Origin of the sequence: Rhodococcus sp. NPDC058505, assembly GCF_042720095.1 — a bacterium.
Classification (GTDB): domain Bacteria; phylum Actinomycetota; class Actinomycetes; order Mycobacteriales; family Mycobacteriaceae; genus Rhodococcus_G.
Genome location: NZ_JBHXNB010000020.1, coordinates 20,655 through 36,472 on the forward strand (window position 1 = coordinate 20,655; position 15,818 = coordinate 36,472).

17 protein-coding genes are annotated in these 15,818 nt (G+C 70.1%); 7 read left to right on the plus strand and 10 right to left on the minus strand.

From position 1 onward, the window contains the following. Positions 1–12: 12 nt before the first annotated feature. The 4 genes from ACFWPA_RS15165 to ACFWPA_RS15180 are packed head-to-tail and all read right to left on the minus strand — an operon-like array spanning position 13 to position 4,391. Entirely contained in the window at positions 13–978 is a 966-nt protein-coding gene (locus ACFWPA_RS15165) for an NAD(P)-dependent oxidoreductase (protein ID WP_378505546.1), read from the minus strand. Continuing rightward, a complete protein-coding gene (locus ACFWPA_RS15170; protein ID WP_378505545.1) occupies positions 966–2,252 on the minus strand; it encodes a phosphopyruvate hydratase in 1,287 nt (428 codons plus the stop codon). Before ACFWPA_RS15170 ends, ACFWPA_RS15165 begins: the two co-directional genes overlap by 13 nt. 7 nt (positions 2,253–2,259) lie before the next feature. Further along, a complete protein-coding gene (locus tag ACFWPA_RS15175; protein WP_378570747.1) occupies positions 2,260–3,282 on the minus strand; it encodes a phosphotransferase family protein in 1,023 nt (340 codons plus the stop codon). Continuing rightward, positions 3,279–4,391 carry an alpha/beta hydrolase gene (locus ACFWPA_RS15180; protein ID WP_378570749.1) on the minus strand — a complete coding sequence of 371 codons (1,113 nt, stop codon included), beginning with the start codon at positions 4,389–4,391 and terminating at the stop codon, positions 3,279–3,281. Before ACFWPA_RS15180 ends, ACFWPA_RS15175 begins: the two co-directional genes overlap by 4 nt. 261 nt (positions 4,392–4,652) lie before the next feature. Between ACFWPA_RS15180 and ACFWPA_RS15185 the strand changes: the two genes are divergently transcribed. The 7 genes from ACFWPA_RS15185 to ACFWPA_RS15215 all read left to right on the plus strand — a co-directional run bounded on the left by ACFWPA_RS15185 (position 4,653) and on the right by ACFWPA_RS15215 (position 10,193). Next, positions 4,653–5,228: a VOC family protein gene (locus tag ACFWPA_RS15185; RefSeq protein ID WP_378505542.1), complete on the plus strand. Its 576-nt coding sequence runs from the start codon at positions 4,653–4,655 to the stop codon at positions 5,226–5,228. A gap of 17 nt (positions 5,229–5,245) precedes the next feature. Beyond that, on the plus strand, positions 5,246–5,626 hold the full coding sequence (locus tag ACFWPA_RS15190; RefSeq protein WP_378505541.1) for a YidH family protein: 381 nt from the start codon (positions 5,246–5,248) through the stop codon (positions 5,624–5,626). Continuing rightward, a complete protein-coding gene (locus ACFWPA_RS15195) occupies positions 5,619–5,948 on the plus strand; it encodes a DUF202 domain-containing protein (protein ID WP_378505540.1) in 330 nt (109 codons plus the stop codon). Before ACFWPA_RS15190 ends, ACFWPA_RS15195 begins: the two co-directional genes overlap by 8 nt. A 12-nt stretch (positions 5,949–5,960) precedes the next feature. Further along, on the plus strand, positions 5,961–7,511 hold the full coding sequence (locus ACFWPA_RS15200) for an AMP-binding protein (RefSeq protein WP_378505539.1): 1,551 nt from the start codon (positions 5,961–5,963) through the stop codon (positions 7,509–7,511). 121 nt (positions 7,512–7,632) lie between these two features. After that, complete coding sequence (locus ACFWPA_RS15205) at positions 7,633–8,244, plus strand: TetR/AcrR family transcriptional regulator (protein WP_378505538.1); 612 nt, start codon at positions 7,633–7,635, stop codon at positions 8,242–8,244. A gap of 52 nt (positions 8,245–8,296) precedes the next feature. Further along, positions 8,297–9,190 (plus strand): transporter substrate-binding domain-containing protein, encoded by an 894-nt coding sequence (locus tag ACFWPA_RS15210; protein WP_378505537.1) that lies wholly within the window; start codon positions 8,297–8,299, stop codon positions 9,188–9,190. A 133-nt stretch (positions 9,191–9,323) separates the two neighbouring features. Continuing rightward, positions 9,324–10,193 carry a universal stress protein gene (locus ACFWPA_RS15215; RefSeq protein WP_378570751.1) on the plus strand — a complete coding sequence of 290 codons (870 nt, stop codon included), beginning with the start codon at positions 9,324–9,326 and terminating at the stop codon, positions 10,191–10,193. Between the two features lie 3 nt (positions 10,194–10,196). On the opposite strand, the gene ACFWPA_RS15220 is transcribed toward ACFWPA_RS15215, so the two are convergent. The 6 genes from ACFWPA_RS15220 to ACFWPA_RS15245 all read right to left on the minus strand — a co-directional run bounded on the left by ACFWPA_RS15220 (position 10,197) and on the right by ACFWPA_RS15245 (position 15,806). Then, entirely contained in the window at positions 10,197–10,628 is a 432-nt protein-coding gene (locus ACFWPA_RS15220) for an SRPBCC family protein (RefSeq protein ID WP_378505535.1), read from the minus strand. A gap of 94 nt (positions 10,629–10,722) precedes the next feature. Continuing rightward, positions 10,723–12,348 (minus strand): cation acetate symporter, encoded by a 1,626-nt coding sequence (locus ACFWPA_RS15225; RefSeq protein WP_378505534.1) that lies wholly within the window; start codon positions 12,346–12,348, stop codon positions 10,723–10,725. Further along, complete coding sequence (locus ACFWPA_RS15230; protein ID WP_378505533.1) at positions 12,348–12,704, minus strand: DUF485 domain-containing protein; 357 nt, start codon at positions 12,702–12,704, stop codon at positions 12,348–12,350. The genes ACFWPA_RS15225 and ACFWPA_RS15230 overlap by 1 nt, the downstream gene beginning before the upstream one ends. 226 nt (positions 12,705–12,930) lie before the next feature. After that, positions 12,931–14,676, minus strand: coding sequence for a cation acetate symporter (locus ACFWPA_RS15235; protein WP_378570753.1), 1,746 nt, complete (start codon positions 14,674–14,676; stop codon positions 12,931–12,933). Between the two features lie 15 nt (positions 14,677–14,691). Beyond that, positions 14,692–15,087, minus strand: a complete 396-nt coding sequence (locus ACFWPA_RS15240; protein ID WP_378570755.1) for a hypothetical protein — start codon at positions 15,085–15,087, stop codon at positions 14,692–14,694. Then, positions 15,084–15,806, minus strand: a complete 723-nt coding sequence (locus ACFWPA_RS15245) for a LytR/AlgR family response regulator transcription factor (protein ID WP_378570800.1) — start codon at positions 15,804–15,806, stop codon at positions 15,084–15,086. The genes ACFWPA_RS15240 and ACFWPA_RS15245 overlap by 4 nt, the downstream gene beginning before the upstream one ends. Between the last annotated feature and the right edge of the window lie 12 nt (positions 15,807–15,818).

A 15,818-nucleotide genomic window follows, 5' to 3' on the forward strand; every position in this document is an offset into this window, starting at 1 on the left:
GGTAAACCCCTGTCAGGGAACGATATTCAGGAGGTCCTTACCCTCAGCCAGTCGCCTGCAGTTGTCTGCCGCGATCCGGACGCACCGCTCGATCGTCTCCGCGGTCAACCACGCAATGTGGGGGGTGGCCACCACGTTGGGCGCGCGGAGCAGCCGGTCGTCCGCCCGCAGCGGTTCGGACGCAAAGGTGTCCAGGCCCGCCCCGCCGAGCCTGCCCGCGACGAGTGCCTCGCACAGCGCCTGCTCGTCCACGAGTCCACCGCGGGCGGTATTCACCAGGATCGCCCCCGGCCTCATCAGCCCGATCCGGCGCGCGTCGAGCAGGCCCCGCGTTGCGTCGGTGAGCGGCAGATGCAGCGAGACGATGTCGGCCTCGGCAAGCAGCTCGTCGAGCGGCCGCCAGCCGTCGTCGCCCGCCCTGCTGCGACCGGTCGTGTGCAGCACCCGCGCCCCGAGCGCCGTCAGCGGGGCAGCGAGGGTCCGCGCGATCTCGCCGTAGCCGACCAGCCCCACCGTGCTGCCAGCGATCTCCCCGACGCTGTCGGCGAGCGTGGTGTCGATCGGCCAGCCGGCACCGCGCCGGGTCGCCGCGTCCAGCGGCACCGACCTCCGCAGGACGGCAAGGATCAACATCAGGGCCGCCTCCGCCACCGCCTGCGCGTTCGCGCCGACCATGTTGGACACGGTGATCCCCCGGCGCCGGGCGGCCTCCCGGTCGATGGTGTTGACCCCCGATCCGAGCTTCTGGATCAGGACCAGGTCCGGTGCGAGCGCGAGGTCGGCGTCGGTGACGGGGCGCAGCACGTGCCAGAGCACGTCGGTGGTCGGCAGCAGGGCCCGGAAGCGGTCCTCGTCATGCTCCGGGCACCAGCGGACATCGAGTCCGGCCAGTGCCGGGGCCAGTCGATCCCGCAGCCGATCGGACCCGTCGAAATGGAACAGCACCCGCACCGGGCGATCGGCGTTCAGGACAGCCACGGCCCGAATCCCGCCCTGCCGACGAATGATCCCGTTGCGCCGAGCGATTCCTCGATCCGGATCATCTCGTTCCACTTCGCGGTGCGTTCGCTGCGGGTGACCGACCCGACCTTGAATCCACCACTGCCCCACCCGACCGCGAGATGCGCGATCGTCACGTCCTCGGTCTCCCCCGAGCGGGCGGACACGATCGCACCGAGACCAGCCTCCCGCGCCGCGTCGAGCGCGCGTTTCGCGCGGGTCAGGGTGCCTGCCTGGTTCGGCTTGATCAGCACGCTATTCACCCGCCCGCCAGCGGCGGCGTCACGGACCCGGTCCGCGTCCGTGACGAGGAAGTCGTCGCCGACCACCTGGACGCGGTCACCGACCGCGGCAACGATCGCCGCCATGCCCTCCGCATCGTCCTCCGCGAACGGGTCCTCGATCGAGAGGATCGGGTACTTCGCGATCCAGGCAAGCAGCTCCGCGCACCACGCATCGCGGTCGAGAACGCGGTCCTCACGCGCCAGCCGGTACCCCTCGGGGGTCGCCAGCTGCGTCGCCGCGACGTCCAGCGAGATGCCGACCTGATCGCCGGGAACCAGTCCGGCGCCCTCGATCGCGGCGACGAGCGCGTCGAGCGCCTCTGCGTTCGAGTCGAAGGCAGGCCACCAGCCACCCTCGTCGGCGACGCCAGCGAGGCGTCCGCGGTCGGCCAGCCATTGCCGCCCGGCGCGATGGATCTCGACCGCCCAGTCGACCGCCTCGGCGAAGGAGCCCGCGGCGTGCGGCACGATCATGAGGTCCTGCAGGTCGATTCGCCCGTTCGCGTGTGCGCCGCCGCCGAAGATCTGGATCTCCGGCAGCGGAAGGCGGGTCGCGTCGGGATCGAGGTGCCGCCACAGCGGGACTCCCGCCGCCGCGGCCGCCGCATGCGCGACGGCCATCGACGTCGCGACCGCGGCGTTGCCGCCGAGCTTGGCGAACGCGCCTGTGCCGTCGACGGTGTCGAGTGCCTCGTCGATGCCCGCCTGGTCGTCGACCGGTCGGCCCTCGATTTCCGCGGCGATCAGCGTGTTGACGTTGCGCACGGCGGTGGTCACGTCCAGGCCGCCGAGCCGGTCGCCGCCGTCGCGCAGGTCGACCGCCTCCCCCGAGCCGGTCGAGGCGCCCGCGGGGGCGATCGCCCTCCCCACCGCGGTCGCGGTCCGCACCTCGACCTCGACGGTCGGGCGGCCGCGGGAGTCCCACCGGCGTGCGCCGGCAACGGAGATGATGTCGTGTGATTCGGCCATGATGTCGTCAGTCCTTCGTCGTGTAGGTCGACCAGCGGCTCAGGTGCTCGTCGAGGGTGTGCGCGGGGGTGGCGAGAAGGTCGACGGCGGCGCGGCGGACATCGGGGCGTCCGCGGTCCTCCGACAGGTACTCCACCGGGGACACGCCGTCGACGCGGGCCAGCGCAAGCGCCGGGAGCAGGACGAGCGTGCGGCGCAGCACGTCCGGGGCGGATTCCCAGGTGACCGCCGACAGGTAGGCAGCGAGCAGCTGCGCTGCCGCAGAGTGCAGATCGTCCCGGAGTGTCGGAAGCCAGACCCCTTTCAGCACAAGGTGGTTGAGGCAGAACGCGAGATCGAACGCGGGGTCGCCGGGAGAGGCGCACTCGGCGTCAAGGAACACCGGCCCGGACGGTCCGACCAGGATGTTCTTCGGGCTGACGTCGCCGTGCACCACCGTGACCGCGGCCCGGGTGAGCGAGTCGACCACGCCGCCGATCAGGGGTCCGTACTCGTCGCGACGCTCGGCCGTCGCCCGCAGGTACGGGGAGATCCGCAGCGTCTCGAACAGGGGCCGGGCCGCCTCCCACTCCGCGAGCGTCTCCCGAGCTCCGGCAGCGTGCAGCGCCGCCAGCGACCGCCCGACCGCGGCGGCGAACGCGGGATCGACCCGGCCGGACGCCAACTCGCCCTTCCACACCGGATGCGTGTGCGGGTCGAGCCAGTCGAGCACCAGCACCCCGGTCCGCTCGTCGAACGCGCGAAGCACCCGAGGAGCAAGCGTTGCTCCTGCCATCCGCAGCCACCTAGCCTCCCAGCCAGCCCGCTCCGTCGGCGCCCGCCAGTCGGCCGCGACCTTCAGCTTGGGCAGTGCCCGCTTGAGGCAGACCGCGCCACCAGCAAGATCGACACGCCACACATCCGACGAGACACCACCCGTCAACGGGGTGCCTACCGGGTGGTCGCTGGCGCCGATCATGCCGAGACCGCGGAGCGCGTCGCGGAACTCCGGTGGGATCGGGAGCGACCGCGCATCGGTCACGGACGTCATCCGAACCGCTTCTCGATCCAGGTCTCGACGAGGTCGGCAAGCTCGTCGCGGGCCCCGTCGTTCAGGAAGTAGTGGTCGGCGTGCAGCTCGTGGAATTCCTTGTCGGCAGCCCCGAGGTGCGCCACGATGTCCGCCGCGTCGCTGGGATAGACGCCGGTGTCGGCGTCCCCGTTGACGACCAACGCGGGCACGGTGATCCGGGCGAGGTGCGGACGCGACCGGGTCTGCGAATCCTCGAGGCTCCACAGCGATAGCCACGTGCGCAGGGTGCAGGCCGACGCGATCCCGAAGACGGAACGGTTCGTTCGCTCGGGGACGCCGACGTAGCAGCGGTTGGGTTCGCGCCTGGTCGGTTCCAGGGTGGGATCGACCATGCGCGGGTCGGCCCAGGTGCGGTGCACCGAGAAGTGGCGGTCGGTGTAGCCGGCGGCCGCGACCCGCCGCAACTCATCCTTCACCCATCGGGTGATGCGGTGGTTGCGCTCGACCTGCGCCCCGCGGTACCGCTCGACGAACTCCGGCGCATATCCGGGTCCGTTGTCCGGATTGAACAGGTCGAGCGTCGGATCAGTCGAGATCGGGTCCGCCTCGTCGGTCACCGACCCGTCCATCCAGGCGGTGAGCACGTCCGGGCGGCCGAGGTGTGCCGCCGTCGAGATGTACCCATCGGCGGCGGGCAGCTCGTCGAGGCCGGTTGCCGGGCGCATTCCTGCGACCGGGGTGACGTTCGGGGCGACGGCCTGGGACTGGTACACCGACATGAGCGATCCGCCGCCCGAATTGCCAAGCAGGATCACGGTGTCGACGCGGGCGACCTCCCTGAGCCAGCGCACACCGACACCGATGTCGACGAGCGCATGGTCGAGGAGGAAGTGCGCCTCGTCGCCGCGAAAGCGGGTGTTCCAGCCGAGGAATCCGACGCCCCGCTCGGCGAGGTAGGTCGACATGTAGTGCTCGGAGAAGTCGATCCCGTAGTGGGTGGCGATCACCGCGACCTTCGCCCTCCGGCCCTCCGGTGCGTAGTAGACGCCCTGGCAGGGGTGCCCGCCTGCGCCGGCGCGGCCTGCCGTCGACGACGGCAACCCGACGAACGTGCGATTGATGCCCATGTGCACCTCCGGATCTCACGACCTGAATCTAACGTCATATTTGTATCACCGGCCAGCGCGCCTGTCCATGGAACCGAAAGGCATTGTCGCTACGGCGAAATGAGAACCCGCCCCAATCCCCCCGCCGGCGAATCCGCTCAGCGGAAAACCTCCCCCGAGACTGAATCTGATGTTAGAATCAGCAAATCTCGACCTCCCGGCTCTCGATCGAGCCCGGCGGATTCCCACCTCTGGCGCACCCATACGAGACGAAAGAGGACCATGACTTCCACCAACAGCGAATTCGAGCTCCGCGGGTTCAACCATGTCGCGCTCGTCTGTTCGGACATGCAGCGCACCGTCGACTTCTACAGCGGAATCCTCGGGATGCCCCTGATCAAGACCGTCGAACTGCCGGATGGGCAGGGGCAGCACTTCTTCTTCGATGCGGGCAACGGCAACTCGCTCGCCTTCTTCTGGTTCGCCGACAACCACGACGCGGTCCCCGGGATCTCCTCCCCCATCACGCTTCCCGGCTTCGGCGAATGGACGAGTTCGGTTAGTTCACTCAACCACGTGGCCTTCGACGTCCCCGAGGACAAGTTCGTGGAGTACCGCCAGCGACTGAAGGACAAGGGGGTCCGGGTCGGGCCCCTGGTCAACCACGACGACAGCGAGACACAGGTCGCGGAATCGATGCACCCGGGGGTGTACGTGCGGTCCTTCTACTTCCAGGACCCCGACGACATCCTGCTTGAGTTCTCCTGCTGGCTCCGCCCGTTCACCCCCGACGACGTGCGACACACCGCCAGGACCGGCGACGAGCGGGTCGCCCGCCCGACCCCGGTCGTGGTCTAGCCGCGAGAGTCCGCACCATGTCGACCCGCACGCCGCGCGACGACACCGGCACGCCGCTCGACGACACCGGACGCGAACCGGATCCACGGTTCACCCTCGCGAACGAACGCACGTTCCTCGCCTGGATCCGGACCGCGCTGGCCCTGGTCGCCGCGGGGGTCGCCCTCAACGAGTTCGTCGACCGGGCGCTGCCGGGCTGGATCACGCGGAGCATCGCACTGTTCCTGGTGGCGATTGGCGGGGCGCTCGCCGTCGCGGCCGTCGTCCAGTGGCGGCGGGTCCAGTCCGCGATGCGGATGGGCAGACCGCTGCCCGCGATGGTCGCGATACCGACACTGGCCGCGCTCGTCGCGATCGTGTGCGTCGGGGTCCTCGTCGGCGTTCTCGTCCATGGCTGACAACGGCGAGGATCTGGCCCAGCGGGAGCGGACCCTGCTCTCGTGGTATCGATTCGCCTTCGCCTGGGCGGTCACCGCGGCGCTCGTCGCCCGGCACGCCCCTGCCCTGATGATTCCGCTGCTCACCGTGTCGGCGGCCGGACTCATCGCGTTCGCCCGCACCGGCGAACGCCGCTACCGCAGGTCGATGGTCGACGGCGATGACCACCCCCTCGCCCTCGACCGCTTCATTCCCGAACGATCCGCCCTTTCCGTCCATCTCACCGCGGCGGCAACGGTCGCGCTCGCAGCAGCGGCCGCCGTCGCCGTCGCGACCACGTAGTAGAGGAGCATCGTGAACACCCCCACCTCGCTCGCCCACATGATCCGCGAATGGGCCATCGCCGCGCCCGGCGCCGACGCGATCGCCGTCGACAACGGACCCGCCCTCACCTTCCTTCAATTGCACGAGGCGACAAGCCGATTCGCCAACGCACTCCTCGATGTCGGTGCCGCACCCGGCGACCGGGTTGCGTTCCTCGGCCGAGACGCCCGCACCTGGGTCACCGCGCTCGTCGGGGCGTCGAAGGTTCGCGCCGCGGGGATCTCCCTGAACTGGCGACTGGCCGAGCCGGAGGTGCGCGAACTGATGCTCGACGCCGATCCCGTCGTCACGATCTGCGAGTCGGCGATGCTCCCGCTGCTGGGCCTTCCGGTCGGCGAGCCCGGAGCCACCTACGCCGTCCGCGGCGGCGAGGCCGTCGAGATCGACGCGTGGCTCGCCCCGCACCCATGCGACGACACCGGAGTCGAGCCGACCCCGGAGGATGTCGCCTTCGTCTTCTACACCTCGGGGACAACGGGGCGCCCCAAGGGCGTTCAGCTGACCAACGCCAATATCGCGGCGAACCTCGCCAAACCAACCCCCTTCGACGTCCGGCACCGCGACGTCCTGCTCATCCCGTCACCGCTGTTCCACATTTCCGGTACCGGATTCTTCTTCCTGTGCCTCGCAAGGGGAGCGACGGCGCTGTTCGTCACCGACATCGTCCCCGGCGACGTGCTGCGCCTGATGCGCTCCGCGGGCGTGACCTACGCGGCGATGGTGCCCGCACTGATCCAGATGCTGGTCCGCGACCCCGCTGCGGCGGGGATGACGTTCCCGGCACTGAAGATGCTGATCTACGGCGGATCCCCGATCTCGACCACTCTCCTCAAGGAGGCGCGGGCGGCGTTCGACTCCGACCTGACCCAGTGCTACGGGATGACCGAGACCAACGGGCCCATCTCGTTCCTTCGTCCGGCCGACCACGCCGAGGGCGCCCCCGAACACCGGCTGTCGTCGGCGGGTCGGCCACTCAAGGGGATCGAGGTGGGCACGTTCGACCCGGTGACCGGGGAACCGCTGCCGCCGGGCCGGGTCGGCGAGGTCCGCACGCGAAGCGACCTGGTGATGGTCGGCTACCGCAATCGGCCGGATGAGCAGGCGGCCGCGTTCACCGGTGACGGCTGGTTCCGGACCGGCGACGCGGGCTATGTCGACGAGGACGGCTACCTGTTCCTCACCGACCGAATCAAGGACATGATCGTCACCGGCGGCGAGAACGTCTTTCCCGCCGAGGTGGAGAACGTCCTGGCCACCCATCCCTCGGTGGCGGAGGCCGCGGTCATCGGGATTCCGAGCGACCGGTGGGGGGAGACGGTGCACGCCGTCGTCGCGGCTCGGCCAGGGGCGTCGATCGACCCGGACGGGTTGATCGAGTTCACCCGCGAGCGACTCGCCCACTACAAGTGCCCGACCGGGGTCGACGTCGTCGACGCCCTCCCGAGAAATGCCACCGGAAAGGTCCAGAAGATCAGCCTCCGCGAGGAATACTGGCCCGCGGCGGGACGCCGCATCGGCTGATCGTCGCCGGCCGGCCACCCTCCGGGTCGAATCTGATGTTAGGGTCAGATTCGACCCGGATGTGCGTCTCCACAGCACATCCGGGGGCCGCACATCAGCAGATCCGAGGGGGACATCGCACGTGAACGTCCAGGCCAAGCCGACGGTTCGAGGCCGCGAAACGCTGGCGGCGATCGAGTCCGCCGCCCGCCGGGTCATCTCCCGCAAGGGGTTTCTCGCCACCACCGTGGCCGACATCGCCGGCGAGGCCGGCCGCTCCACCGCGTCCTTCTACAACTACTACGACTCCAAGGAGGCGCTCCTCTCCCACTGGGCAGAGGAGTTCCGGACCGAGGCCCGCGACCGGGCGCTCGAGGCGTTCACGCACGGGCGGTCCAACCGCGAACGCGTCGCGCTGTGGAGCCGCGCGCACTGGATGACCTACCGCGAACGCCTCGCCGAGATGATCGGCGTGTTCCAGCTCGCCATGGTCAACGACAACTTCGCGACGTTCTGGCAGGACCTGTGCGACGAGTTGGTTGACGCGGTCAGCGACACGATCCGGCGCGCCCAGAAGGACGGCTACTGCCCGGGCATCGATCCCCGCCTCACCGCATCGGCGATCGTCGCAATGCTCAACCAGTTCTGCTACGACCAGCTCGCGGGCGACGTCGACCCCGACACCGTCGACGACGACGCCGCGATCGCCACCATCACCGAGATCTGGTATCGGGCCATCTACTGGAAGGACTGACGACCCCGCAACCACCCTTGCAGGAGGTGGGGCTCGCGGGCACTATGTCCGGGTGCCCAGAACCGGACGTCGATCGGCCATCCTGCTGCCCGTCACGCTCAGCACGGTGCTCACGGTCAGCGGATGCACCGCCTCCGACGCCGACCCGTCGGCCGCGGCTACCCCGCAGGCACCCGGCACGGTGACGGTCGGCAATTGCGGCCCCGACACCGGCGTCACCCACACCCCCGGCACGTTGACCATCGCCACCGACTCCCCCGCCTACGCGCCGTGGTTCGTCGACGACGACCCCGGCAACGGCAAGGGGTTCGAGGGTGCGGTCGCCCGCTCGGTATCCGAACGGCTCGGCTACGACCGCGAGCAGGTGACGTTCCTCCGGGTGCCGTGGGCGGACGCAATCGCGCCGGGAGTCAAGGACTTCGACTTCGACATCAACCAGGTGACGATCGTCGATGAGCGGCGCGGCGCCGTCGACTTCTCGTCGCCGTACTACGCGGTGACCCAGTCGATCGTCGCGATCGCCGGCACCCCGGCCGCCTCGGCCCACAACCTCAGCGACCTCACCGGATACCGGCTCGGCGCCCAGTCCGGGTCGACGAGCCTGGCCACGATCGAGAGCACCATCCGACCGAGCAAGGACCCCGTCGCGTTCGCCACCACCGACGAGGCGAAGGCGGCACTCGCCGACGGTCGGATCGACGCGCTGGTGGTCGACAGCCCGACCGGATTCCAGATCACCGAGGCCGACCTGCCGGAGAGCCTGCTGGTCGGGCAGTTCCCCCGCCCCAACACCGTCACCGAGTTCTTCGGCCTCGTCCTGGAGAAGGACAGCCCCCTGACCCCGTGCGTCACCGCGGCCGTGGACGCGCTCTACGCGGACGGCACCCTCGACGAACTGGCGCAGGCCTGGCTGGTCGACTCCGCAGCCACCCCGATCCTGGAGTGACCGCCCGGGTCGGTGTGTGGGCGACGCCACCGACCGCGAGGACCTTCGCCCCTGTGCGGGCCGCGCGAGAACGGGCCACGATGGAGTCCAGAGCCCGGCGGAGGACCGCGGGCCGGACCCGAGGAGGCGACTCGTGAGCACTGCCCCGATCGTGGTGGGCGTCGACGGATCCGACACGGCGGACGCGGCCCTGCAGTGGGCGGCACGCACCGCCGCCGCGCACACCGCCCCGCTGCACCTCGTTGCCGCGCTGCCGACACCCGTCGTCTACGGTGGCGCGCTCGTTGCGTCGCAACAGTTCTACGACGACCTCGACGCGGAAGCGAACCGCACCCTCACCGCCGCGGCCGCCCGCGCGCGGGAGATCGCGCCGGGTGTCGAGGTCGGAACCGCGCTCCACCACGGGCCGCCGATCCCCGCTCTCCTCGACCGGTCCGAATCCGCGCGGATGCTCGTCGTCGGCTCCCGGGGCCTCGGCGCGGTGCGCGGCGCGCTGGTCGGCTCGGTGTCCACCGCCCTCGCCACCCATTCCCGGTGCCCGGTGGTGGTGATCCCGACCGCCGATCCGACACCGACCGGACCGGTGGTGGTCGGTGTCGACGGATCACCGAACAGCGCGCCCGCCATCGGGGCGGCCTTCCTCGAGGCATCGCTGCGGACGGTGCCGCTCGTCGCGGTGCACGCGTGGAGCGACGTGGACTTCGACACCCTGCCGTCCGCGGTCGAGGACCTGCCCTGGGAGGGGCTGATCGAGAACGAGGAGGCGACGCTGGCCGAGTGCCTCGCCGGCTGGCGGGAACGGTTCCCCGACGTCGAGGTTCAGCGCATCGTGGTCCGCGACCGGGCCGTCGATCAGCTGCTCACCCAGTCGCGGTCCGCCCAGCTCGTCGTCGTCGGCAGCCACGGCCGGGGCGGCTTCCGCGGGATGCTGCTCGGTTCGACGAGCCGGGCCCTGCTGCATCGCGTCGAGCGCCCGGTGATGATCGTCCGGGAACGACGCTGACCGCTACCCGTACAGCGCGACAAACGTCCGCAACGACGATTCGATGTCGCCCTTCAGCGCGCGGGCGACCCCGGACCCGATCGGACCGAACAGCGGTGCCCCGCCGAGGTCGATGAGCAAACCCACCTCGGAACCCGCGTCCTTCGGCGTCACCGACAGCACGAGGCCGACCTTCACACCGCCCTTGCCGTCGCCCTTGAGCGCCAGGGACCGCGGCGGCGCGTAGTCGGTGATCGTCCACCGGACCCGGTTCCGCAGTCCCTTCACCGACACCACCGATTCCGCGGTCGTGCCCGTCGACAACTCGGCGGGCAACTCGCAGCGCCACGCCTCGTGGATCGACAACCATTTGTCGAATTCACCCAGATCGCTTGCCTTTTCCCACGCCACCTCGGGGGTGAGTGGAACCGCGACCGACACCTTCAGCTTTGCCATTCGCGCATCCTATCGGCGTCCCGTCCAGCGGCGCAGAAAGTCCCGCACCCGGGGCGAGGGCGCCCGGGTGCGGGACTGCTTGGCGGGGCGGGATCTAGTGCGAGACCGCCTTCTCGACTCCGACGCCGGTGAGGGAGCGAACCTCCATCTCCGCCTGCTTTGCCGGGTCCTCGAGCTTGCGGCGTCCGACGTAGGTGCCGATGATGCCGAGCGCGAAGGCCAGCGGGATCGACACGATGCCCGGGTTGGCGAGCGGGAACCAGGAGAAGTCGGCGTTCGGGAACATCGCGGACTTCGACCCGGACACCGCGGGCGAGAAGACGATCAGCAGCAGGCAGCTGATCAGACCGCCGTAGATGCTCCACAGCGCGCCGGTGGTGTTGAACTTCCTCCAGAACAACGAGTACAGCAGCGTCGGCAGGTTCGCGGAGGCGGCGACGGCGAATGCGAGCGCGACCAGGAAGGCGATGTTCTGCCCCATCGCGAGGATGCCGAGGACGATCGACGCGAGACCGATCACCACGACGGTGATCCGCGAGACCTTCACCTGCTGTTCCTCGGTTGCCTTGCCGCGCTTGATGACACTGGCGTAGATGTCGTGCGCGAAGGACGCCGACGCGGTGATCGCCAAGCCCGCGACGACCGCGAGGATGGTGGCGAAGGCGACCGCGGAGATGATCGACAGGAACAGGGTGCCGCCGAGTTCGAAGGCGAGCAGCGGGGCGGCCGCGTTCTCCTTGCCGGGGGCCGCGAGAATCACGTCCGGCCCGACCATCTTGGCGGCACCGTAGCCGAGCACCAGGGTGAACAGGTAGAACGCACCGATCAGGCCGATCGCCCAGGTCACCGAGCGGCGGGCCTCCTTCGCGGTGGGCACCGTGTAGAAGCGCATCAACACGTGCGGCAGACCGGCGGTGCCGAGCACCAGGGCGATGCCGAGGGAGAGGAAGTCCAGCCGGGACATCGAGCTGATGCCGTACTTGGCGCCGGGCGCGAGAACATCCCGCGGGTTCGCCGACCCGTTCGCCGCGGACTGGGCGTCGGCGAGCAGCTGCGAGAAGTTGCCGCGGACGGCGAGCAGCACCAGCACGAACATGATGCCCGCACCGGCGATCAGCAGCACCGCCTTCACCATCTGCACGTAGGTGGTGCCCTTCATGCCGCCGACGAGCACGTACACGATCATCAGGACGCCGACCACCGCGACGACGATCGCCTGCCCGGCCTTGTCGTGGATGTCGAGCAGCAGCGCGACCAGGCCACCGGCACCGGCCATCTGCGCGAGCAGGTAGAACAGCGAGACCACGAGGGTGGACAGGGCGGCGGCCATCCGGACCGGGCGCTGCTTCAGCCGGAAGCTGAGCACGTCGGCCATCGTGAACCGGCCGGTGTTGCGCAGCATCTCGGCGACCAGCAGCAGCGCGACCAGCCAGGCGACGAGGAAGCCGATCGAGTAGAGGAAGCCGTCGTAGCCGTAGACCGCGATCGCGCCGGCGATGCCGAGGAACGACGCAGCGGACAGGTAGTCGCCCGCGATCGCGAAACCGTTTTGCGGGCCGGAGAACTGGCCGCCACCGGTGTAGAAGTCGGATGCCTTCTTGGTGGTCCGGCTGGCCCGGATCACGATGCCCATCGTGATCACCACGAATGCGACGAAGATGGCGATGTTCAGGGCCGGGTTGCCGACCTGGGAGTCGCCCGCGGCGAGGAAACTCGTCATCAGTGCTGGCCCTCCAGCTCGTCACGGATCGCGGCGGCGCGGGGGTCGAGTTCGCGGTTCGCGAATTTGACGTACATCGCGGTGATGACGAACGTCGTCAGGAACTGGCCGAGGCCGAGGATGACACCGAGGTTGACGTTGCCGATCACCTTCGTCGCCATGAACTCCGAGGCGTAGGTGGCCAGCAGCACATACACGGCGTACCAGGTCAGGAAGAACGCCGTCATCGGGAAGACGAAGCGGCGCAGCCTGCGTCGCAGGTCCCGGAACTCGGGACTCGCCTGCATCTCGATGAAGGCCTGCGCGTCCGGGGTGCGCCGCGCTGGCGACTCCGGACTCAGGTCTGCTGTGGTCACGTCGGACTCCTCGGTCGGTGGGTGCCGGCAGTGACGCCCGGCAGGTCACAGACGTTAGTGAGACTCACATCACAGCGACAGGGAGTGGCGGCGATCACACGCCGAGGAGTCGGATCGGGCGCCGGACGGTCGGTCCGGCGCGACGAACGGCAGTGCGCGGCTGCCCGAACTGTGCGCGATCGTTACCCCAGTCGGGGTGAAATCCACGCACGGGCGGCGGAGCCGCCTACAGGTCGCGCTCGCGGTCGCGGCCCACCCCGAGCCGCTCGGGCGCGTGCATCCGGGTGAAGGTGCGGGCCACGTCGGCGGGGATGCTGCCGCGGGTTGCGCGGCTGACCACGACCATCGTCAGGAACGCGAGCGGCACCGTCACCGCCGCCGGATATCCGACAAGGACCTGCAGCCACCCGTTCCACGGCCCGGACCCGACGCCGCCGAACGACGTCACCAGCGCCGCCGACCCGGAGGCAACCCCACCGACGATCAGCCCGGCCGCGGCGCCCGCTGCGGTGAGCCCCCGCCACCAGATGCCGAGCACGAGCAGCGGGCACAGGGTGGACGCGGCAACCGCGAACACCATGCCGACGGTGCGGGACAGGTCGATCGAGGCAACCCCGATCGCCAGGGCAAGCGGTACCGCGCCCGCGACGACCGCGGCGACCCGGAAGTCGCGGATCCGGCCCTTCATGACGTCGGTGCTGAGCACACCCGCGACGCTGACCAGCAGCCCGGACGAGGTCGCGAGGAACGCGGCGATCGCCCCGGCCGCGACCAGCGCCGCCAGCACCTGACCCCCGACCCCGGACACCACGGAGGCGGGCAGCAGCAGGACCGCGGCGTCGGAGGTGCCGGTGATCAGCAGCTGCGGCACCCATAGCCGGGCGAACACCCCGAGCAGGATCGGGAACAGGTAGAACACCCCGACCAACCCGATCACCGCGAGCGACGTGGTGCGCGCGGTCCGGCCGTCGGGGTTCGTGTAGAAGCGGACCAGCACGTGCGGCAACCCCATCGTGCCGAGGAAGATGCCGACGATCAGCGAGTACACCTGGAACAGCGGGTGGGTGCCGCCGAGGCCCCAGCCCGGGTCGAGCCACTGCGCCCCGGTGGGGGGCGCGCCGGCGACGACCGGGACCGCGGCGCCGGCGTCGAGTACCAGGGCCGTGCCCGCCGACAGTTCGTACTCGCCCACCCCCAGCGCGACCGGCCCGTCCACCGGGTTCCCGTCGAGGACGCCGGACGCGGTGACCGATAGGGGCTGCGACACCTGCACGATCACGTCGGTGGTGACGTCGACCGTGGTGCGGTCGGTGACGGTCGGCGGCGCGGGGGTCCCGAGGCCGCCGCCCGCGCCGAGGAAGTGGAAGGTGAGGACCAGGGCGGGCACCGCGACGGCGGTCAGCTTGAGCCAGTACTGGAATGCCTGCACGAAGGTGATCGACCGCATGCCGCCGCCGACGACGTTGGCGATCACGATCAGCGCGACGACGACCGCGCCGACCCACATGGGTATCCCGAGCAGGATCCCGAGCGCGAGGCCCGCGCCCTGAAACTGCGGCACCATGTACAGCACGCAGATCACGGCAACGACGAGCATCGCGAGCAGCCTCAAACGCTTACTGCCGAGACGGAATTCGGCGAAGTCGGGGACGGTGTACGCCCCGGAACGGCGAAGCGGGGCGGCGACGAACAGCAGCAACCCGAGATAACCCGCGGTGAACCCGACCGGGTACCACAGGGCGTCGGCGCCGTACTTGGCGATCAGCCCGGCGACCCCGAGAAACGAGGCGGCGGACAGGTACTCGCCGGAGATCGCGGCGGCGTTCCATCGCGATCCGACGCTGCGGGACGCGACGAGGAAGTCGGAGGTGGTGCGCGCCAGCCGAACCCCGTAGAACCCGATGACGACGGTCGCGACGGCCGCGATCACCAACGCGACGACGGTCACCAGCGGGATCGGCTGCCCCGACACACGTCACCTCCGTCCTCAGTCGTCGGCGAGGTCGACGAACTCTTGCTCGATCCGGTCGGTCAGTCGAATGTAGAGCCTGCCCGCCAGATACAGCGCAGGGAACGCCGCGACCCCGAGCACCAGCCATGGCAGCCGCACGCCCACCACGGTGACGCTGCCGAGCCAGGGGAAGGCCGCGAGCAGCAGCGGCACCGCGCCTGCCACCAGCACCACCGCCGCGGCGAAACGCAATGACAACCCGAGTTGGGCCCGCACCAACGCCCGCACCAGCGCATCGCCGACCTCGGTCTGTTCCTGCACCTCGACGCGGGTCCGGACCACGCGGGCCCCGCGCCGGTGCGCCAGCACCACCCGCTCCCGCGACGGCGGGCCGCCCGCCGGTGCGCGCTGCGGTCCGGCGGGCCCGCTCATCTACTCGTCCACTGCTGCCGCGGCGCCCGCACCAGGCGATCCTTGAGTTCGCGGGTGTGCCTGCGACTGACGGGCAGTTCCACCACCGGGGTGTCCTCGCCCGCGCGCAGGCACACCACCGTTCCGGTTCCGACACTGCGGATGCCGGTCACCAGGGGCAGCGCCACCAGGTAGGAGCGGTGCACCCGCAGGAATCCGGCCGCCTGCCATCGGGATTCGAGAGCCGAGATGGGGATCCGGACCAGATGTGACCCGGTGGCGGTGTGCAGGCGGGCATAGTCGCCGTCCGCCTCCACCCACGCCACATCGGAGCGGTGCACGAGGGTGGTGACCCCGCCCAGCTCGACGGGAATCACCTCGTCGGCGTCGGGTTCCGGCTGCCCCGGTTCGGTGACCCGGCCGATCCGGCGGGCGGCGCGGATCCGGCGCACCGACTCGGTGAGCCGCTCCGCACGCAGCGGCTTGAGCAGATAGTCGACGGCACCGAGGTCGAATGCGTCGACGGCCCGGTCGTCGTGCGCGGTCACGAACACTACCACCGGCGGGGTCGCGAACGCGGCGAGCACACCGGCGAGTTCGAGGCCGTCGAGTCCGGGCATGTTGATGTCGAGGAACACCGCGTCGATAGCCCCCGCTGCGCCGGGAGTCCACTCGGCGGCCATGCGGAGCCGGTCCTTGATCACCCGGAGGGCGGTCGTCGCGTCCCCGGCGGTGAGGATCTCCCCGACGTC